18 protein-coding genes and 2 pseudogenes are annotated in these 20,132 nt (G+C 70.5%); 13 read left to right on the forward strand and 7 right to left on the reverse strand.

Features of this window, described 5'->3' with window-relative positions; translation table 11 throughout:
- Positions 1-29 precede the first annotated feature (29 nt).
- The 4 genes and pseudogenes from OG389_RS27155 (at position 30) to OG389_RS27170 (ending at position 3,207) form a co-directional block, all read left to right on the forward strand.
- Entirely contained in the window at positions 30-743 is a 714-nt protein-coding gene (locus OG389_RS27155; protein WP_328301051.1) for a hypothetical protein, read from the forward strand.
- A gap of 69 nt (positions 744-812) precedes the next feature.
- Positions 813-1,508 (forward strand): annotated as a pseudogene (locus tag OG389_RS27160) (DNA-processing protein DprA); the annotation flags it as partial.
- Positions 1,509-1,717: 209 nt separating this feature from the next.
- Entirely contained in the window at positions 1,718-2,551 is an 834-nt protein-coding gene (gene whiG / locus OG389_RS27165) for an RNA polymerase sigma factor WhiG (RefSeq protein WP_328301052.1), read from the forward strand.
- Positions 2,552-2,649: 98 nt separating this feature from the next.
- A complete protein-coding gene (locus tag OG389_RS27170) occupies positions 2,650-3,207 on the forward strand; it encodes a TetR/AcrR family transcriptional regulator (RefSeq protein WP_328304137.1) in 558 nt (185 codons plus the stop codon).
- A 156-nt stretch (positions 3,208-3,363) separates the two neighbouring features.
- Here the strand turns inward: OG389_RS27170 and OG389_RS27175 are convergent.
- Positions 3,364-3,774, reverse strand: a pseudogene (locus OG389_RS27175) (peptidoglycan DD-metalloendopeptidase family protein); the annotation flags it as partial.
- Positions 3,775-4,028: 254 nt separating this feature from the next.
- On the opposite strand from OG389_RS27175, the gene rpsB reads away from it, so the two are divergent.
- The 9 genes from rpsB (at position 4,029) to OG389_RS27220 (ending at position 13,882) form a co-directional block, all read left to right on the forward strand.
- Positions 4,029-4,961: a 30S ribosomal protein S2 gene (gene rpsB / locus OG389_RS27180; RefSeq protein WP_328301053.1), complete on the forward strand. Its 933-nt coding sequence runs from the start codon at positions 4,029-4,031 to the stop codon at positions 4,959-4,961.
- A gap of 135 nt (positions 4,962-5,096) precedes the next feature.
- Complete coding sequence (tsf, locus tag OG389_RS27185) at positions 5,097-5,933, forward strand: translation elongation factor Ts (RefSeq protein ID WP_328301054.1); 837 nt, start codon at positions 5,097-5,099, stop codon at positions 5,931-5,933.
- A 163-nt stretch (positions 5,934-6,096) separates the two neighbouring features.
- On the forward strand, positions 6,097-6,876 hold the full coding sequence (pyrH, locus tag OG389_RS27190) for a UMP kinase (protein ID WP_250743872.1): 780 nt from the start codon (positions 6,097-6,099) through the stop codon (positions 6,874-6,876).
- A gap of 50 nt (positions 6,877-6,926) precedes the next feature.
- A complete protein-coding gene (frr, locus tag OG389_RS27195; RefSeq protein ID WP_112453867.1) occupies positions 6,927-7,484 on the forward strand; it encodes a ribosome recycling factor in 558 nt (185 codons plus the stop codon).
- Complete coding sequence (locus OG389_RS27200; RefSeq protein ID WP_328301055.1) at positions 7,484-8,563, forward strand: phosphatidate cytidylyltransferase; 1,080 nt, start codon at positions 7,484-7,486, stop codon at positions 8,561-8,563. Before frr ends, OG389_RS27200 begins: the two co-directional genes overlap by 1 nt.
- Before the next feature lie 159 nt (positions 8,564-8,722).
- Entirely contained in the window at positions 8,723-9,835 is a 1,113-nt protein-coding gene (gene rlmN / locus OG389_RS27205) for a 23S rRNA (adenine(2503)-C(2))-methyltransferase RlmN (RefSeq protein WP_328301056.1), read from the forward strand.
- A 251-nt stretch (positions 9,836-10,086) separates the two neighbouring features.
- On the forward strand, positions 10,087-11,184 hold the full coding sequence (locus OG389_RS27210) for a thiamine ABC transporter substrate-binding protein (RefSeq protein WP_328301057.1): 1,098 nt from the start codon (positions 10,087-10,089) through the stop codon (positions 11,182-11,184).
- A gap of 59 nt (positions 11,185-11,243) precedes the next feature.
- Complete coding sequence (locus OG389_RS27215) at positions 11,244-12,860, forward strand: ABC transporter permease (protein ID WP_328304139.1); 1,617 nt, start codon at positions 11,244-11,246, stop codon at positions 12,858-12,860.
- Entirely contained in the window at positions 12,860-13,882 is a 1,023-nt protein-coding gene (locus OG389_RS27220; protein ID WP_328301058.1) for an ABC transporter ATP-binding protein, read from the forward strand. The genes OG389_RS27215 and OG389_RS27220 overlap by 1 nt, the downstream gene beginning before the upstream one ends.
- A 65-nt stretch (positions 13,883-13,947) precedes the next feature.
- Here the strand turns inward: OG389_RS27220 and OG389_RS27225 are convergent, their stop codons facing one another.
- From OG389_RS27225 to OG389_RS27250, 6 genes are all read right to left on the reverse strand, one after another.
- Positions 13,948-14,853 (reverse strand): hypothetical protein, encoded by a 906-nt coding sequence (locus OG389_RS27225; RefSeq protein ID WP_328301059.1) that lies wholly within the window; start codon positions 14,851-14,853, stop codon positions 13,948-13,950.
- A 118-nt stretch (positions 14,854-14,971) separates the two neighbouring features.
- Positions 14,972-16,069: an LOG family protein gene (locus tag OG389_RS27230; RefSeq protein WP_328301060.1), complete on the reverse strand. Its 1,098-nt coding sequence runs from the start codon at positions 16,067-16,069 to the stop codon at positions 14,972-14,974.
- Positions 16,070-16,095: 26 nt separating this feature from the next.
- Positions 16,096-17,169, reverse strand: coding sequence for a hypothetical protein (locus OG389_RS27235; protein WP_328301062.1), 1,074 nt, complete (start codon positions 17,167-17,169; stop codon positions 16,096-16,098).
- The gene (locus OG389_RS27240; RefSeq protein WP_328301063.1) at positions 17,151-17,927 is read right to left on the reverse strand and encodes an ABC transporter ATP-binding protein; all 777 of its coding nucleotides are present in this window, start codon (positions 17,925-17,927) and stop codon (positions 17,151-17,153) included. Before OG389_RS27240 ends, OG389_RS27235 begins: the two co-directional genes overlap by 19 nt.
- A 197-nt stretch (positions 17,928-18,124) precedes the next feature.
- The gene (locus OG389_RS27245) at positions 18,125-19,504 is read right to left on the reverse strand and encodes an aspartate aminotransferase family protein (RefSeq protein WP_328301064.1); all 1,380 of its coding nucleotides are present in this window, start codon (positions 19,502-19,504) and stop codon (positions 18,125-18,127) included.
- Positions 19,489-19,992: an Lrp/AsnC family transcriptional regulator gene (locus tag OG389_RS27250; protein ID WP_073910973.1), complete on the reverse strand. Its 504-nt coding sequence runs from the start codon at positions 19,990-19,992 to the stop codon at positions 19,489-19,491. The genes OG389_RS27245 and OG389_RS27250 overlap by 16 nt, the downstream gene beginning before the upstream one ends.
- Positions 19,993-20,132 lie beyond the last annotated feature (140 nt).

Genomic DNA, 20,132 nt, shown 5'->3' on the forward strand with positions numbered 1-20,132 from the left:
TACCGCCTCATCGAAGAGAGCATTGCCAAGTGAGCATTCAAGAAGCCGTCGATAGCTACGAAACAGCGATGCAGCATTGCGACAACCTGATCGAGATCCACAGGGCACCAGACAAGGGCCAGGGACGTCGCACGACTGAAACCTCGATCAACCGCGGCACGATCGTCCTTGCAGTCGCGGCCTGGCAAGCGTTCATCCAGGACATCGCCATGGTCTTGCGAGACGAACTGGTGGCCGAGGCGAAGAATGCTCCTGGGGCACGGCTACTGGCTGACGCGATTGATCAATGGAAGATCGTCTTCGAGGTTGCCCTCAAAGACTTCTCCACTCCCAACCCCGACAACTCACGGAACCTCCTCAAGCGAGTCGGCTTCGACCCGCAACCACACTGGACCTGGACCCAGAGCGGGGGGCGAGGCAACGCCTCGATCACCGTCGAGCCCAAGCACGTGCGGAAGGTGATCTTCCAGTGGATCCGAGTTCGCAATGACGTTGCCCATGGGCACAGCACCATCACCTCCCTCCCGATCTTGGGGGCCGTCCGTGATCCCGACTCATCGGCTGGGTTGATCGCCGCACCGACATTGCGCCTCGACGACGCGATCGCCTGCGTGAGGTTCTTCCGCTCCGTCACCCGGCTCACGGCCGAAGGGGCAGCCGGCCTTCTGGGAGAACCGATACCAACCTGGAAGAACCTTCCTAGTCACGCTCTCGGGCTTCACGTCTCGAACCTCACAGACTGAGTCTGCGTTCCCGCTCCGCATCGTCAGTCAGCTGCACTTCGACAACACGCTCAGACCGGCTAGAGAACCTACGGCATCGACGGCGCCGCCCATCGCGGCGCCGTCGCCGCGGGCGGAGCCACGGCGGCCGTGCTGGCCTGCGGGGTGGACGTGTCCTACCCGCGCGGGCACGCCGGACTGCTCGGCCGGATCGCCGCCCAGGGGCTGGTGCTCGGAGAGCTGCCGCCCGGCAGCCACCCCACGCCGAGCCGTTTCGTCCTGCGCAACCGCGTCATCGCCGCCCTGACCCGGGGCACGGTGGTCGTGGAGGCCGCGCACCGCAGCGGTTCCCTGGTCACCGCCCGGCGGGCGCAGGCTCTCGGGAGGTTCACCATGGGCGTCCCCGGCCCGGCCACGAGCGGGCTCTCGGCCGGAGTGCACGAGCTGCTGCGCGGCGAGGCCGCTCTGGTCACGGACGCGGCGGAGGTCATCGAGCTGGTCGGAGGGATGGGCGAGCTCGCTCCCGAACGGCGCGGCCCCGTGATCGCCCGGGACCTGCTGCATCCCGACGCGGTCCGGGTCCTCGAGGCCCTGCCGGCCGGGCGGCCCGCCGATCCGGGGGAGGTGGCCCTCGCCGCGGGCACCGGCACCGATGAAGTCATCGGCAGACTGTACGAACTTCACTCTCTGGGGTTTGTCGAACGGCAGGGCGACGGCTGGCAGTTGACCCCACGGTGGCCGGAAGGAGGCGCACAAACCGGAGCTGCCCGGCGAGGCGGTCGTTGACCTGGGGCGTTCCGGTGAAAGAGTGAAGCCGATGAGAGATGCGGTCTTCCCGGTGGCAGCCGCCGGGACCGTGCGCGAGGCGCCGGTCCCGGACCGCCCGCGCGAGTCGGGGCGCCCTTGCGGGCCCGCGCGATCCCGTACTCTTCGCGCACCGCGACACTTCCGTCACGCTACGCTCCCAAGGAATCCGGCTCCGGCAAAGGCGAAGCATGCCCCAGCACACCTCAGGGTCCGACCGCGCTGCGGTGCCCCCCGCTGCGCGCGGCAGCGAGCGGTCCACCGCGCCCTCGTCCCTGGAGGTCCTGTGGCGCTCGTACAAGGACTCGGGTGACGAGCGGCTGCGGGAGCAGCTGATCCTGCACTACTCGCCCCTCGTGAAGTACGTGGCCGGGCGGGTCAGCGTCGGCCTGCCGCCCAATGTGGAACAGGCCGACTTCGTCTCCTCCGGAGTCTTCGGGCTGATCGACGCCATCGAGAAGTTCGACATCGAGCGGTCCATCAAGTTCGAGACGTACGCGATCACCCGGATCCGGGGGGCGATGATCGACGAGCTCCGGGCGCTGGACTGGATCCCCCGCTCGGTACGGCAGAAGGCGCGGGCCGTCGAACGGGCCTACGCCACGCTCGAGGCCCAGCTTCGGCGCACCCCGACCGAGCACGAGGTCGCCAGGGAGATGGGCATCGCGGTGGAGGAACTCCACGCGGTGTTCAGCCAGTTGTCGCTGGCCAATGTCGTCGCCCTGGAGGAGTTGCTGCACGTCGGCGGGGAGGGCGACCGCCTCTCCCTCATGGACACGCTGGAGGACACCGCCGCCGACAACCCCGTGGAGGTCGCGGAGGACCGGGAACTGCGACGGCTGCTGGCGCGGGCCATCAACACGCTGCCGGAGCGGGAGAAGACGGTGGTGACCCTCTACTACTACGAGGGGCTCACCCTCGCCGAGATCGGCAACGTTCTCGGGGTCACCGAGAGCCGCGTCAGCCAGATCCACACGAAATCGGTCCTGCAGCTGCGGGCGAAGCTGGCGGACGTCGGCCGCTGAGGCCCCGGACCCCGGTTGGCACCGGGGTGACAAGAGAGTGCGACGGCCTTGCGGTACATCCGTAGAGTGGACTCGTGCCCAGGATTCGAGCGGCCTCCGTGGCCGAGCACAGGTCGATGCAGCGCGGGGCCCTGTTGGACGCCGCGCGTTCCCTGCTGTCAGAAGGGGGGACGGAAGCGCTGACCTTCCCCGCCCTCGCCGAGCGGACCGGCCTCGCCCGGTCCTCCGTGTACGAGTACTTCCGCTCCCGTGCGGCCGTCGTCGAAGAGCTGTGCGCGGTGGACTTCCCCGTCTGGGCGGCCGAGATCGAGGCGGCGATGTCCGGGGCGGAGGACCCGGAGGCGAAGATCGAGGCCTACGTGCGGAGCCAGTTGGGGCTGGTGGGCGACCAGCGCCACCGGGCGGTGGTGGCCATCTCGGCGAGCGAGCTGGACGCCGGTGCCCGCGAGAAGATCCGTGCGGCGCACGGCGGGCTGATCGCGATGATCGTGGAGGCGCTGGCGGCGCTGGGCCAGAAGGAGCCGAGGCTCGCCGCGATGCTGCTCCAGGGGGTCGTGGACGCGGCGGTACGGCGGATCGAGGCCGGCTCGGGAGAGGACCCGGCGGTGGTCACCGACGCGGCCGTGGCCATGGCCCTGCGGGGCGTCGGCGGCTAGCCGGGCGGCCAGGGCCCCGGACGGAGCCGGCGGGGCGTCGGGGGGCCAGGGCCCCAGGGGGAGCAGGCGGGGCGTCGCGCGGGGTAGGAGGGCCAGGGGGTTGAGGTAGGTCCCCGAATTCAGGAGGCCCCAGTGCAGGCAGGGGCGGCCGGGGCAGTGGGCGCCGGCCGTGAGCAGCGCGACCACCTGGCCGGTCGTGACCTCCGCGCCCTCCGCCACCAGCGGGCGGACCGGTTCGTAGGTCGTGCGCAGGCCACCCGGGAGGGTCAGGGAGAGGACCCCGCGGCCCGCGACCGGGCCGGCCCAGTGGACCCGGCCGGGGCCCACCGCACGCACCTCCGCGCCCACCGGGGCCGCCAGGTCCACCCCGCGGTGCCCCGCCGCGTACGGGGTCGGGGGCGGGTCCCACCACCGGAGCACCGTCAGGGGCGGGGCGAGGGGACGGCCCGCGCCCGCGAGCCCCGCAGCCACCCGTGCTTCCGGCGCCCGGGGAGCGCGGAACGCGGTGTGCGGCGGCAGTGGCGGCAGCGCCAGGGTCAGTACCAGCATGAGCAGGAGCTTCGTCATGCGGCCCAGGGTCCCGCCCCGCACCGGGACCGCGCCCGGGGCTGTGGACGGGCGGGGGGCTGTGGACAATCGCGTCACCCGGCATACCGCCGGGTCCCGTACACTTCTTGTGGCGATCCGGGTCACCGGGTCGACTTCGCACGCCCCAGCACCGACCTCTCAGGCCGGGTGAAAGCGTCTCTCGGTCCCCTTCTTCGGGGGCAGGGCGCGACTAGGGGCGTCAGGAACCAAACCGAGAAAACAAGGAGATGGCCATGGCCGTCGTAACGATGCGGGAGCTGCTGGAAAGCGGCGTCCACTTCGGTCACCAGACCCGCCGCTGGAACCCGAAGATGAAGCGCTTCATCTTCACGGAGCGCAACGGCATCTACATCATCGACCTGCTGCAGTCGCTGTCGTACATCGACCGCGCCTACGAGTTCGTGAAGGAGACCGTCGCCCACGGCGGTTCCATCATGTTCGTCGGTACCAAGAAGCAGGCCCAGGAGGCCATCGCCGAGCAGGCGACGCGCGTTGGTATGCCCTACGTCAACCAGCGGTGGCTGGGTGGCATGCTCACCAACTTCTCCACCGTCTACAAGCGCCTTCAGCGTCTGAAGGAGCTTGAGGCGATCGACTTCGAGGACGTCGCCGCCTCGGGTCTCACCAAGAAGGAGCTCCTGGTCCTCTCCCGCGAGAAGATCAAGCTGGAGAAGACCCTCGGTGGTATCCGCGAGATGTCGAAGGTCCCCAGCGCCGTCTGGATCGTCGACACCAAGAAGGAGCACATCGCCGTCGGTGAGGCGCGCAAGCTCCACATCCCGGTCGTCGCGATCCTCGACACCAACTGCGACCCCGACGAGGTCGACTACAAGATCCCGGGCAACGACGACGCGATCCGCTCCGTCACCCTGCTCACCCGCGTGATCGCCGACGCCGTCGCCGAGGGCCTCATCGCCCGTTCCGGTGCCGCCACTGGCGACTCGAAGCCGGGCGAGAAGGCCGCCGCCGAGCCGCTCGCCGAGTGGGAGCGCGACCTGCTCGAGGGTGAGAAGAAGGCCGACGACGCCGAGGCTGTCGAGGCCGCTCCGGCCGAGGCCGCTGTCGAGACCCCCGCCGTCGAGGCTGAGGCCGCTCCGGCCGCCGAGGCCGAGGTTGTCGCCGAGGCCGTCGTCGAGGCTCCGGCCGCCGACGCTGAGCAGGCCTGACCCACTGAGGGCGCCCGGCGTTCACGCGCCGGGCACTCCCGGAACGGACGATGACGGCGGGGGAGCCGCGCCACAAGCGCGCCTCCTCCGCCGTTCACCCGTAGATCTACGACTTCGAGAGAGAATCACAGACTCATGGCGAACTACACCGCCGCTGACGTCAAGAAGCTCCGCGAGCTCACCGGCGTCGGCATGCTTGACTGCAAGAACGCGCTGGTCGAGGCCGACGGTGACGTCGACAAGGCCGTCGAGGCGCTCCGTATCAAGGGTCAGAAGGGCGTCGCCAAGCGCGAAGGCCGTTCTGCCGAGAACGGTGCCGTCGTCTCCGTCATCTCCGACGACAACACCTCCGGTGTCCTCGTCGAGCTGAAGTGCGAGACGGACTTCGTCGCCAAGGGCGAGAAGTTCCTGGCCGTCACCGAGGAGCTCGCCGCGCACGTCGCCGCGACCTCCCCGGCCGACATCGAGGCGCTGCTCGCGTCCGAGATCGCCCCGGGCAAGACCGTCCAGGCGTTCGTGGACGAGGCCAACGCCAACCTCGGCGAGAAGATCGTCCTGGACCGCTTCGCGCAGTTCACCGGCGGTTACGTCTCGGCGTACATGCACCGCACGATGCCCGACCTGCCGTTCCAGATCGGCGTCCTGGTCGAGCTCGACAAGGAGAACGCCGAGGTCGCCCGCGGCGTCGCGCAGCACATCGCCGCGTTCGCGCCGAAGTGGCTGTCCGCCGCTGACGTGCCGGCCGAGGTCGTCGAGTCCGAGCGCCGTGTGGCCGAAGAGGTCACCCGCGCCGAGGGCAAGCCCGAGGCCGCCCTGCCGAAGATCGTCGAGGGTCGTGTCAACGGCTTCTTCCGCGACAACACCCTGCTTGGCCAGGCCTACGCCCTGGACGCCAAGAAGTCCGTCCAGAAGGTTCTGGACGAGGCCGGTGTCACCCTGGTGCGCTTCTCGCGCATCAAGGTCGGCATCTGAAGTCCGTCCGTACGCGACGGACACCGGACCCCGGTAGGGTCTGAAGCAGTCGCCCGCCTTCGCGCAGGGCGACCGCAGATCTGACGAGGAGGCCATTGCCGTAGAGGGAACCGCGAGGACCCACCGGCAATGGCCTTCTTCGTATGTGCACGAGGAGATCTCCATGAATCAGGGCGTGGACACCCACACCGCTTCCGACGACAAGAGCGACCAGGACAAGAAGGGCCGCCGCTTCATGCTGAAGCTGTCGGGCGAAGCCTTCTCCGGTGGCGGAGGACTGGGCGTCGACCCCGACGTGGTCCACGCCATCGCACGCGAGATCGCCGCGGTGGTCCGCGACGGCGCGGAGATCGCCGTGGTGATCGGCGGTGGCAACTTCTTCCGCGGCGCCGAACTCCAGCAGCGCGGCATGGACCGGGCCCGGTCCGACTACATGGGCATGCTCGGCACCGTCATGAACTGCCTCGCGCTCCAGGACTTCCTGGAGAAGGAAGGCATCGACTCCCGCGTCCAGACGGCCATCACCATGGGCCAGGTCGCCGAGCCGTACATCCCGCTGCGCGCCGTCCGCCACCTGGAGAAGGGCCGCGTCGTCATCTTCGGCGCCGGCATGGGCATGCCCTACTTCTCCACCGACACCACGGCCGCCCAGCGTGCCCTGGAGATCGACGCGGAAGCCCTGCTCATGGGCAAGAACGGCGTCGACGGGGTCTACGACTCCGACCCGAAGAAGAACCCGGACGCGGTGAAGTTCGACGCGCTGGAGTACAGCGAGGTGCTGTCCCGCGACCTCAAGGTCGCCGACGCCACCGCCATCACGCTGTGCCGCGACAACAAGCTGCCCATCCTGGTCTTCGAGTTGCTCGCCGAGGGCAATATCGCCCGCGCCGTCAAGGGTGAGAAGATCGGCACGCTCGTGAGCGACCAGGGCACCCGGGCCTGAGCAGGCCCCGTCCGCCTGAACCATCCATTTCTGACATGCAGGAGCACGTGGTGACCGAAGAGATCCTCCTCGAGGCCGAGGAGAAGATGGAAAAGGCCGTCGTCGTCGCCAAGGAAGACTTCGCCGCGATTCGCACCGGTCGTGCGCACCCGGCGATGTTCAACAAGATCGTGGCGGAGTACTACGGCGCCATCACGCCCATCAACCAGCTCGCCTCCTTCTCGGTCCCCGAGCCGCGCATGGCGATCGTGACCCCGTTCGACAAGAGCGCGCTGCGCAACATCGAGACGGCCATCCGCGACTCGGACCTCGGCGTCAACCCGAGCAACGACGGCAGCATCATCCGGGTGACCTTCCCCGAGCTGACGCAGGACCGCCGCAAGGAGTACATCAAGGTCGCGCGTACCAAGGCCGAGGACTCCAAGGTGTCGATCCGCGCCATCCGCCGCAAGGCGAAGGACGCCCTCGACAAGCTCGTCAAGGACAAGGAAGCGGGCGAGGACGAGGTGCGCCGCGCCGAGAAGGAGCTCGACGACACCACCGCGAAGTACGTCGCGCAGGTGGACGAGCTGCTCAAGCACAAGGAAGCCGAGCTCCTCGAAGTCTGATGAACGACTCTTCCTGGCAGCCGGAGCCGGTTCCGGCGGGTCCCGCATACGATGCGCAGGCGGGCCCGCACACTCGGCCCATGCCCATCGTGCCCGATGCCGCCGGCCGTGACTTCGACGACCGGGAAGCACGCGATCAGGGAGCCGCCGCTGACGGCGGCTCCCTCTTCCGCGCCGATACGCCGCCGCAGGAGCCCATGCCCAGCCCCCCGCCGATCCCGCCTTCGCCGGCACCGCAGGACGCCTCGCCCCCGCCGCCGAAGAAGCGTGCGGGGCGGGATCTGCGTGCCGCCATAGGGGTGGGCGTGGGCCTCGGCGCGGTGATCTTCGCCTCGCTGTTCATCGTCAAGGCGGTGTTCGTCGGCGTCGTCGTCGTGGCGGTCGTCGTGGGGCTGTGGGAGCTCACCTCCCGGCTCCAGGAGAAGAAGGGCATCAAGGCCCCGCTGGTCCCGCTCGCGATCGGCGGCGCGGCGATGGTCATCGCCGGGTACGTCCGCGGGTCCGAGGGCGCCTGGGTGGCGATGGCCCTGACGGCCCTCGCGGTCCTGGTCTGGCGGATGACGGAACCGCCCGAGGACTATCTCAGGGACGTCACGGCCGGTGTCTGGGCGGCGTTCTACGTGCCGTTCCTGGCCACGTTCGTCACGATGCTGCTCACCGCGGACGACGGTCCGCAGCGGGTGGTCACCTTCCTGGTCCTGACCGTGGTCAGCGATACCGGGGCCTACGCGGTGGGCTGGCGGTTCGGCAAGACCAAGCTCGCCCCGCGCATCAGCCCCGGGAAGACCCGTGAGGGACTCTTCGGGGCGGTGGCCTTCGCGATGGGCGCCGGCGCGCTGTGCATGGAGTTCCTGATCGACGGGGGCGTCTGGTGGCAGGGCCTGGTGCTCGGCTTCGCCGTCGCGGTCAGCGCCACCCTGGGTGACCTCGGGGAGTCGATGATCAAGCGCGACCTCGGGATCAAGGACATGGGCACCTTGCTGCCGGGCCACGGCGGCATCATGGACCGGCTGGACTCCCTGCTTCCGACGGCCCCGGTGGTCTGGCTGCTGCTCGCCGCGTTCGTCGGCACCGGCTGACACGGCCGGGCGGAGCCGCCGGGCCGCGGGCTTCTCATCGGGACGGTCCCGCCCGGGTGGGCGATGTACGACGAAAGGCCCCGGTGCGGCCCGGGCGGTTACTCTTGAAGGGCGCGCTGCTTCTGCGGCGCGCCTTTCGTCTTACAAGGAGTACCTGCCATGGCCCGCCCTGTTCCGGGAGAGCTCACTTTCGTCGCCCCCCGTGGAGCGAAGAAGCCGCCCCGGCACCTCGCCGACCTCACCCCCGAGGAGCGACGGGAGGCCGTCGCCGCGATCGGTGAGAAGCCGTTCCGGGCCAAGCAGCTCTCGCAGCACTACTTCGCCCGGTACGCGCACGACCCGGCCGAGTGGACCGACATCCCGGCCGGCTCCCGCGAGAAGCTCCGCGACGAGCTGCTGCCGGACCTGATGAACGTCATCCGCCACATCTCGTGCGACGACGACACCACCCGCAAGACCCTGTGGAAGCTGCACGACGGCACGCTCGTCGAATCCGTGCTGATGCGCTACCCCGACCGGGTCACCATGTGCATCTCCTCACAGGCCGGCTGCGGCATGAACTGCCCGTTCTGCGCCACCGGCCAGGCGGGTCTCGACCGCAACCTGTCCACCGCCGAGATCGTGCACCAGATCGTCGACGGCATGCGCGCCCTGCGCGACGGCGAGGTCCCCGGCGGACCGGCCCGGCTGTCGAACATTGTCTTCATGGGCATGGGCGAGCCGCTGGCCAACTACAACCGCGTCGTCGGCGCCATCCGCCGCCTCACCGACCCGGAGCCCGACGGCCTGGGACTGTCCCAGCGCGGGATCACCGTCTCCACCGTCGGCTTGGTCCCGGCCATGCTGCGCTTCGCCGACGAGGGCTTCAAATGCCGTCTCGCCGTCTCGCTGCACGCGCCGGACGACGAGCTGCGCGACACCCTGGTCCCCGTGAACACCCGCTGGAACGTCCGCGAGGTGCTCGGCGCGGCCTGGGAGTACGCGGAGAAGTCGGGCCGCCGCATCTCCATCGAGTACGCGCTGATCCGCGACATCAACGACCAGGCCTGGCGTGGCGACCTGCTCGGCAGGCTGCTCAAGGGCAAGCGCGTGCACGTCAACCTGATCCCGCTGAACCCGACGCCGGGCTCGAAGTGGACCGCCTCGCGGCCCGAGGACGAGAAGGCGTTCGTGGAGGCCATCGCCCGCCACGGCGTGCCGGTGACCGTACGTGACACGCGTGGTCAGGAAATCGACGGCGCATGCGGCCAGCTCGCCGCCTCGGAGCGCTGATTTTCGCCAGTTAAGGTTTGTTTTTGGCCACGGGGTACCCTGTGGCCGAACCAATTTCATATTCCGACAGGGGAGCGCCACAGCGCTGAGAGTGCGGTAACCGTCACCGCAGACCCTCTGAACCTCGCCCCGGTCATTCGGGGTAGGAAGTTCGGTCACCACTCAAGCTGTTGCGCCCTGCCCGGCGTCCGCTCCACAGAGCGCCGGGCAGGGCCGCGTCTTCTCCTGGACATCCCAGGAGGAATGCACCAATGAGCACCACCAAGAAGATCGCGGGCGTCGCGCTCGTGGCCGCGCTCGGCGTCACCACGCTCAGCGCCTGCGGCGGCGACGCCAAGGACAAGTCCGCGGGCGCGAGCGACGCCCCGAAGTCCAAGACGATCACCCTCGTCTCGCACGACTCCTTCAACGTGACCGACGCGGTCCTCAAGGAGTTCGAGCAGCAGAGCGGCTACACCGTCAAGGTCCTGAAGTCGGGCGACGCGGGCGCGGCGCTGAACCAGGAGATCCTGACCAAGGGCTCCCCGCGCGGGGACGTCTTCTTCGGCGTGGACAACACGCTCCTCTCCCGAGCCCTCGACAACGGCATCTTCACGCCGTACGAGGCCAAGGGGCTGGCCGACGTGAAGCCCGAGTTCGTGCTCGACAAGGAGCACCGGGTCACCCCGGTCGACTCCGGCGACATCTGCGTCAACTACGACAAGGCCTACTTCGCCGACAAGAAGCTCGCCCCGCCGCAGACGCTGGACGACCTGATCAAGCCCGAGTACAAGAACCTGCTGGTCACCGAGAACGCCGCGACCTCCTCGCCCGGCCTCGGCTTCCTGCTCGCCTCCGTCGGCAAGTACGGCGACGACGGCTGGAAGGACTACTGGAGCAAGCTCAAGGCCAACGGTGTCGAGGTCGTCGACGGCTGGGAGCAGGCCTACAACGAGCGCTTCTCCGGGTCCGCGGGCGGCAAGAAGGCCAAGGGCGACCGCCCGCTGGTCGTCTCCTACGCCTCCAGCCCGCCGGTCGAGGTGCTCTACGGCGAGCCGCAGCCGGCCGAGGCCCCCACGGGCGTCGCGACCGGTACCTGCTTCCGGCAGACCGAGTTCGCGGGTCTGCTCAAGGGCGCGAAGAACGAGCAGGGCGGCAAGGCGCTCCTGGACTTCCTGATCTCCAAGAAGTTCCAGGAGGACATGCCGCTCCAGATGTTCGTGAACCCCGTGACCAAGGACGCGAAGCTGCCGGAGCTCTTCACCAAGCACGGCGTCGTGATCGAGAAGCCGGAGACCGTCGCCCCGGAGGCCATCGCCAAGAACCGTGACCAGTGGGTCAAGGCGTGGTCGACGCTCGTCGTCAAGTAGTAACGGTGGGCAGGGTTCCGAAGGAGCGCGGGCGGGCCACGGTCGTCAGGCTCGGTCTGATGGCCGTCCCGCTCGCCTTCTTCGGGCTGTTCTTCGCGTACCCCGTCGCGGCGATCGTCGGGCGCGGGCTCAAGACCGAAGCCGGCTGGCAGTTCGGCCGGATCGGTGAGGTGCTGGCCCGGCCCGACATCGGGGAGGTGCTCTGGTTCACCACCTGGCAGGCGCTCGCGTCGACCGCGCTCACGCTCCTGATCGCACTTCCCGGCGCGTACGTCTTCGCGCGCTTCGAGTTCCCCGGCAAACAGCTGCTGCGGGCGCTCGTGACGGTGCCGTTCGTGCTGCCGACCGTCGTGGTCGGCACCGCCTTCCTGGCGCTCGTCGGGCGCGGCGGTCTGCTGGACGAGGTGTGGGGGATCCGCCTCGACACGACCGTCTGGGCGATCCTGCTCGCGCACGTCTTCTTCAACTACGCCGTGGTGATCCGCACGGTCGGCGGGCTGTGGGCACAGCTGGACCCGCGCCAGGAGGAGGCCGCCCGGGTGCTGGGCGCCGGGCGGTTCGCCGCCTGGCGGCGGGTGACGCTGCCCGCGCTGGTCCCGGCGGTGGCCGCCGCCTCGCTCATGGTGTTCCTGTTCACGTTCTCCTCCTTCGGCGTCGTGCAGATCCTGGGCGGGCCCGCGTACTCCACCCTCGAGGTGGAGGTGTACCGGCAGACCGCCCAGCTCTTGGACCTGCCGACGGCCGCCGTGCTGACGATGGTGCAGTTCGTGGCGATCGGCGCGATCCTCGGCGTGCATTCCTGGACCGTGCGCAAGCGGGAGACCGCGCTGCGGCTCGTGGACCCGGCGCGCACCGCGCACCGGGTCCGCGGCTGGGCCCAGCGGAGCCTGCTCGGCGGGGTGCTGCTGACGGTGGCGCTGCTGATCGCGCTGCCGCTCGGGGTGCTCGTGGAGCGCTCCCTGGACGCCCCCGGCGGATACGGGTTCGGCTTCTACCGGGCGCTGCAGGAGGTGGGCGCCGGCGGCGGAACGTTCCTGGTGCCGCCGCTGGAGGCCATCTGGAACTCCCTCCAGTACGCGCTGGCCGCCACCGCCATCGCGCTGGTCGTCGGCGGGCTCGCGGCCGCGGCCCTGACCCGCCGGGAAGGCCGTTTCGTACGGGGCTTCGACGCCCTGCTGATGCTTCCGCTGGGGGTGTCGGCCGTGACCGTCGGCTTCGGTTTCCTCATCACCCTCGACGAGCCGCCGCTGGACCTGCGGACCTCGTGGATCCTGGTGCCGCTGGCGCAGGCGCTGGTGGGCGTGCCCTTCGTCGTACGGACCATGCTGCCCGTACTGCGCGCGGTGGACGGCCGGCTGCGGGAGGCCGCCGCCGTGCTCGGCGCCTCGCCGCTGCGGGCCTGGCGGGAGGTGGACCTGCCGATGGTGCGGCGGGCCCTGTTGATCGCGGCCGGCTTCGCCTTCGCCGTGTCCCTCGGGGAGTTCGGGGCGACCGTCTTCATCGCGCGGCCGGACCGTCCGACGCTGCCGGTCGCGGTGGCACGGCTGCTGGGGCGGGCCGGAGAGATGAACTACGGGCAGGCGATGGCCCTGAGCACGATCCTGATGCTGGTCTGCGCGGTGTCCCTGCTGGCGCTGGAGCGGCTGCGACCCGACAAGACCTCCGGAGAGTTCTGATGACACTGCTTCAGCTGGAAGGGGTGTCGGTCCGCTTCGGTGCGCGCGCGGTCGTGGACTCCGTGGACCTCGCGGTCGCCGAGCACGAGATCGTGTGCGTGCTGGGACCGAGCGGGAGCGGCAAGTCCACCCTGCTCCGGGTCGTGGCCGGGCTGCAGCCCGTCGCGGACGGGCGGGTGCTCCTGGGCGGCGCCGACCAGGCGGGGGTTCCCGTGCACCGGCGGGGCGTGGGCCTGATGTTCCAGGACCACCAGCTGTTCCCGCACCGGGACGTGGCCGGGAACGTCGCGTTCGGGCTGCGGATGCGGGGCGCTTCGCAGCAGTCCTGCGGGGGCCGGGTCGCCGAGCTCCTGGAGCTGGTCGGGCTCCCCGGGGCGCAGGGGCGGGCGGTGGCCTCGCTGTCGGGCGGCGAGCAGCAGCGGGTCGCGCTGGCGCGGGCGCTGGCGCCCTCGCCGCGGCTGCTGATGCTGGACGAGCCGCTCGGGCAGCTGGACCGCGGGCTGCGGGAGCGGCTGGTGGTGGAGTTGCGGGGGTTGTTCTCGCGGCTGGGCACGACGGTGCTGGCCGTCACGCACGACCAGGGCGAGGCGTTCGCGCTGGCCGACCGGGTGGTCGTGATGCGGGACGGGCGGATCGCGCAGGCCGGGACTCCGCTGGAGGTCTGGCAGCGGCCGGCGTCGGAGTTCGTGGCGCGGTTCCTGGGCTTCGAGAACGTGGCGACGGCGGTGGTGTCGGGCGGTGCGGCCGTGACCCCGTGGGGGAAGGTCGCGGTGCCGGACGGCTCCCCGGACGGGGAGCGGAAGGTACTGATCCGGCCGGCCGGGGTCGTGCTGTCGCCCGAGGGGCTGGGCTGCGAGGTGGTGTCGCGGACCTTCCGGGGGACGCATGTCGCGCTGCTGCTGCGGCCGGGGGTGGGACCGGCGCTGGAAGCCGAGTGCGGGCTGGCCGGGGCGCCGGCGGTAGGGGACCGGGTCGCGGTGGGCTTCGCCCCGGCCGAGGTGGTCGTACTTCCGGGGGAGTAGGGGGGCGCTGCGAAGGGCCTTCCCCCGGAAGGGCCTTCCCCCGGGAGAGGCAGGCCCCCGCGGGGTCAGCGCACCGAGGCCGGTTCCGGGGCGGGGGAGTCCGCCTCCGCCCCGTCGTGGTTGCCGTACCAGGCGACCGCCACCGCGCCGGCCACCGCCAGGACGAAGCCGAGGACCGCCAGCCAGGCCATGCCGGGGCGGGAGGCGTCGCCGAGCCAGAGCACGCCGATCGCGCCGGGGAGGACGGTTTCACCGACCACCAGGGCGGCGGTGGCCCCGTTCACGGAGCCGATCTGGAGCGCCACGGTGTGGAGGTACATGCCGCCGACCCCCGCCAGGACGATGGCGTAGAGGGCCGGGTCGGACAGGAGCGCCGGGAAGGAGAACGGCTCCACGCCGTTCAGGACGCGGACCCCGACGCCCAGCGCGCCGAACGCCAGGCCCGACAGCAGGCCCGCCAGGATCGCGGCCCGGGCGCCCAGGAAACGTACCGCCACCGTGCCGCCCGCGATGATCAGTACGGTCACCGCCAGGAGCCACCAGTGCGTGGCGGACGGCGCGTGGTGGCCGCCCTCGTGGCCGGCCGCCGTCGCCAGCAGGACCAGTGCCGCGCAGACGACCCCGATCGAGGTCCATTCCTTCCGGGTCAGTCGGATCCCCAGCAGCTTCACGCTCAGCACGGCCGTGATCACCAGGTTGGCGCTGATGACCGTCTGGGAGAGGAAGAGGGGCAGGAGGCGTGCGGCCAGGGCGCCGAGGCCGAAGCCCACGAAGTCCAGGATCGTGCCGACGATGAACTCCCAGGTCATCGCGGCCTTCGCGGTGGAGGAGAGGTTCGGTCCGCCGTGCTGCGTGACCCCCGAGTCGGCGGGCGACGAACGGGCCGCCCGCCGGGAGCCGACGGCTTGCAGGACGGATCCCGTGCCGTAGCAGATGGACGCCGCGACAGCGGTCAGCAGGCCTATGAGCACCCGGGGGCTCCGTTCACGTCTGGCAGGTTTTGCGTTGTGCGTACCTCTTGCAGACGTACAGAAGGGGCGGGAAGTTGCCTGCCGGGGCCATTTGGGTCCGTCCGGTCTTCCGCTCCGGCTATTTCATCGAGGCGAGGACGGACGGGACCTCGTCCACCGAGTCGACCAGTGCGATCCGCGATTCCATGGCCCGGCCGCGGGCCAGGGCCTGGAGCAGCGGCCAGGCGGGCAGCCGCTCGGTCCAGTGGGCGCGGTCGACGAGGATCATCGGGGTCGGCTCGCCCCGGGACTCGTAGTGGTTCGGCGTCGCGTTGTCGAAGATCTCCTGGACGGTGCCCGCCGCGCCCGGCAGGAACACCACGCCCGCGTTGGCCCGGGCGAGCAGCCCGTCCTCCCGGGTGGCGTTCGCGAAGTACTTCGCGATGTGGCCGGCGAAGGCGTTCGGCGGCTCGTGGCCGTAGAACCAGGTCGGGATGCCCACGGAGTCGCCGCTCTCGACGGCCGGCCAGCGCTCGCGCACGGTGAAGGCCGCCCGTGCCCAGTCGGTGACCGACGGAGCGAAGGACGGGGAGCCGGCCAGGATCCGCAGGGCTTCGGGCAGGGCCTCGTCGGGGGCCGGGGCCAGGTACGCGCCCAGGTTGGCCGCCTCCATCGCGCCGGGGCCGCCGCCGGTGGCCACCGTCAGCCCGGAGCGGGTCAGGGTCCGGCCGAGCTCGGCCGCGCCCCGGTAGGCGTCGCCGCCGCGGGCCATGGCGTGGCCGCCCATCACGCCGACCACACGGGCGCCGACGAGGTGCTCGTCGAGGGCGTCGGAGATGGCGTCGTCGTGGATGGAGCGGAGCATCGAGGAGTAGACGTCACCGTCAGCCTTGGTCTCCTGGAACCAGGCGTACGACTCGGCGTCCGGGGTGGCCGCGTAGCCGGAGGTCAGCCCCGCGAAGAGCTCCTCGGCCGTGTACAGCAGGCCGCGGTAGGGGTTGAAGGGCAGGTCGGGGACGGGCGGGAAGACCAGGGCGCCGTCGGCGCGCACTTTGACCGAGGCGTCCGGCTCCATCGCGCAGCCCAGGAACACCGCCGCGGAGGTGTCGGCGGACAGCAGGGCGAAGGTCCGCTCCAGGAGGTTGACGGACTGGATCCGGTACCCGCTGAGCGAGCCGCGGGCCACGACCCGGTCGAATTCGGCGAGCGTCTCGATCTCGATGTCTGCGTTGACCATTCGGCCCACCCTAAGGGCTGGTCACCTCAGCGGGTCAATGCCAGCGACGTCAGCTGTGACACACCCCAGCTGAGCGCCAGGCACACGGCCACCAGTGCGGTGGCCCGTACGGTCACGGCCGTACGCAGCACCTTGGCCGGGGCGCCGATGCCGGTCAGCGTCTCGCGGGTGGCGGCCCGGTCCTGGTGGACCTCGACCGCGGAAGTGAGCAGGGTCGCGGCCGCGCACAGCACCACCAGCACGGCGGCGGGTGCGGTGAGCGGGCCGAGCGGGACCTGGAGGCCGCCGTGGTCGCGCAGGGCCGCGGCGCTGAGGGCGCCCGCGCCGACGGCGCACAGGACGCCGATGGGCGCACCGAGCCGGGGGGCCTCCTCCTGGAGGGCCCGCCCGGCCAGCAGCCGGAGCGCGCCCGGGCGTACGGCCTGGACCAGCGTCCCGCAGGCGTAGGCCAGGCCCGGACCGGTGAGCGCGAGCCCGACGGCGGTCAGCGCCCAGCCGGCCGGCGCGCCGGCTCCGCCGGGGCCGGCGTAGGCCAGGGAGGCGAGTCCGCACGCGGTGAGGGCGATGCCCCAGGGCAGCACGGTCTGCGGCGCGGGGCGGGCGTGGGGGCGCAGGACGAGGGCGGTGGCCACGGACGCGGCCAGCGGGAGCAGGGACAGCAGGGTGAGGGCGGCCGCCACGGGCAGCGGTTGGTCGGCGTGGAGCAGCTCCGCCCCGGCCCCGTCGAAGGGCAGCCCGGCCACGTCCCCGCGCAGGTGGAGGAAGACGGCCATGGCCACGGCGCTGCCCAGGGCGCAGGCGACGGCGGTGGAGATCGTGGCGACAAGGGTGAGCCGTACGGGGCCCAGCCCGGCCGCGTCCAGCCCCTCGCGGGGCCGGGTCGCCGGGTCACTGCGGGCCACGGCGACGGCGAACTGGACGGTGACGGCGAGGGGGACCAGGGCCCACAGCAGCTGAGGGAACGATCCGGCGGACCCGGCGGTGGCCTGCGCGAGTACGTACAGCAGCAGGAAGCCGCTGGCGGCCGACGCGGTGGCGACCAGCAGCCGGCGCAGCTGGACGAGCGGCCGGGAGCCGCGGGCTAGGCGGAGAGCGAGCACGCGGCCTGGTCCTCCGGGGGCTGGGGGAAGGAGGTCTGCGGGGCTGCGTCGGTGGCCGAGGCCGCCGCGGCGGCCGGGCGGCCGTCGAGCAGGGGGACGAGCCGGTCGGCGACGGCCGCGGTCTCCTCGTCGTGGGTGGCCAGCACCACGGTGATGCCGTGGGACCGGGCCGCCGTGGTGAGGGTGCGCAGCAGCAGGGAGCGCTCGGCGCGGTGCAGCGGGGCCGTGGGCTCGTCGGCGAAGACCACGGCGGGTTCGCTCGCGAGGGCGCGGGCCAGGGCCGCGCGCTGGGACTCGGCCCGGTTGAGGGCGCCGGGGTACTTGCGGGCGAAGCCGCCGATGTCGAGGCGGTCCAGCCATTCGCAGGCGGCCCGCTTGGCGGAGCGGTGGGTCGCGCCCGCGATCAGCAGCGGCAGGGCCGCGTTCTCCCAGACCCGGAGCTCGGGCATGAGCTGGGGCTCGGGGCCGATCCAGCCGAACCGGTCGCGGCGCAGCCGTTCGCGGGCCAGGGCTCCCATGGTGTGCACGGGGACGCTGTTGAACCAGACCTCGCCCTGCTCCGGCTGCAGTTGCCCGGACAGGCAGCGCAGCAGCGTGGTCTTGCCGCTGCCGCGGGGGCCGGTGACGGCGAGGATCTCACCCGCGCGGACGCCGATGGAGACCCCGATGAGGCCCGGCGAGCCGCTGTGGGAGTAGTGAAGGGACCGCGCCCAGAGGACGTCATTGTCCGGTGGGGCGTTGTCCGGCGAAGCCACCATGGCGTACACCTCCGTCCGGGGGAACGAAACGGTGCCCGCTAGGTCACTGGCGCCGCAATGAGATGTAAAGAGATGAACGTCTTGGATGGTGACAGCACACGGCCCGGACACCCGCGTTCTCACTCGAACGGGGTATCCGGGCCGTGTGGTCGGACTACTGCGTGAAGAAGGACCTACTGCTCGCGGGACGCCGCTGGTTAGAGCTTGGTCCAGGCCTCGGTGAGCACGCGGCGCAGGATGCCCTCGATCTCGTCGAAGGTGCCCTGGTCGGCGGTGAGCGGCGGGGCCAGCTGGATGACCGGGTCGCCACGGTCGTCGGCGCGGCAGTACAGGCCGTTCTCGAAGAGCGCCTTGGAGAGGAAGCCGTAGAGCACGCGCTCCGTCTCCTCGTCCGTGAAGGACTCCTTGGTGACCTTGTCCTTGACGAGCTCGATGCCGTAGAAGTAGCCGTTGCCGCGGACGTCGCCGACGATCGGCAGGTCGTGCAGCTTCTCCAGCGTCGAGCGGAAGGCGTCCTCGTTGTCCAGCACGTGCTGGTTGAGGCCTTCCTTGTCGAAGATGTCGAGGTTGGCGAGCGCCACCGCGGAGGACACCGGGTGTCCGCCGAAGGTGTAGCCGTGCAGGAAGGTGTTGTCACCCTTGTAGAACGGCTCGGCGAGCTTGTCCGAGATGATGCAGGCACCGATCGGGGAGTAGCCCGAGGTCATGCCCTTCGCGCAGGTGATCATGTCCGGGATGTAGCCGAACTTGTCACAGGCGAACATCGTGCCGAGGCGGCCGAAGGCGCAGATCGTCTCGTCGGAGACGAGCAGCACGTCGTACTCGTCGCAGATCTCGCGGACCCGCTGGAAGTACCCGGGCGGCGGCGGGAAGCAGCCACCGGCGTTCTGCACCGGCTCCAGGAAGACGGCGGCGACGGTGTCGGCGCCCTCGAACAGGATCTCCTGCTCGATCTGGTCGGCGCACCAGCGGCCGTAGGCCTCGGGGTCGTCGCCGTAGATCGGGGCGCGGTAGATGTTGGTGTTGACCACCTTGTGCGCGCCGGGGACCAGCGGCTCGAAGGGGGCCTTGAGGGCCGGCAGGCCGGTGATGGACAGGGCGCCCTGCGGGGTGCCGTGGTAGGCGACCGCGCGGGAGATGACCTTGTACTTGGTGTGCTTGCCCTGCAGCTTGAAGTACTGCTTGGCGAGCTTCCAGGCCGTCTCGACGGCCTCGCCGCCACCGGTGGTGAAGAAGACCTTGTTCAGGTCGCCCGGGGCGTAGTGCGCGAGGCGCTCGGCGAGCTCGACGGCCTTGGGGTGCGCGTACGACCAAATGGGGAAGAACGCGAGTTCCTGGGCCTGCTTGTACGCGACCTCGGCCAGTTCCTTGCGGCCGTGACCGGCGTTGACCACGAACAGTCCGGCGAGACCGTCCAGGTAGCGCTTGCCCTTGTCGTCGAAGATGTAGGTGCCCTCGCCCCGCACGATGGTGGGTACGGGCGAGTTCTCGTACGACGACATGCGGGTGAAGTGCATCCACAGGTGGTCGTAGGCGGTCTTGGAGAGGTCCTGGCTCACGGCTATCGCGTTCCCCACATGTAGGTCTGCTTCTTCAGCTTCAGGTAAACGAAGCTTTCGGTTGATCGCACGCCGGGGAGCGCGCGGATCTTCTTGTTGATCGTTTCCAGCAGGTGGTCGTCGTCCTCGCAGACGATTTCCACCATCAGGTCGAACGAGCCCGCGGTCATCACCACGTACTCGCACTCGGCCATCGCGGTCAGGGCGTCGGCCACCGGGTCGAGGTCTCCCTCGACGTTGATGCCGACCATCGCCTGGCGCCGGAGCCCCACGGTGAGCGGGTCGGTGACGGCGACGATCTGCATGACGCCCTGGTCGAGCAGCTTCTGAACCCGCTGGCGCACCGCCGCTTCGGACAGGCCTACGGCCTTTCCGATCGCCGCGTAGGGGCGCCGGCCGTCCTCCTGCAGTTGCTCGATGATCGCCAGGGACACAGCATCTACCGAAGGGGACGGTTGTCTGTTCCTGGAATCTGCGCTTCGACTGACCACGACCTCACTGTGCACGAGGAGTCGTCTGTTCCGCAAGGCGAGAACGATGTAATTCGTTGTTTCGGGAGTCGGATCTCACTGATTCCGTAGTTCGTGGCGGGTGGGCCTGTCGAAAACGGGGCCTGAGAGGCTAGGCTGAGTAGCTGTCTCAACCA

The organism is Streptomyces sp. NBC_00435, from assembly GCF_036014235.1.
In the GTDB taxonomy this organism is placed as follows: domain Bacteria; phylum Actinomycetota; class Actinomycetes; order Streptomycetales; family Streptomycetaceae; genus Streptomyces.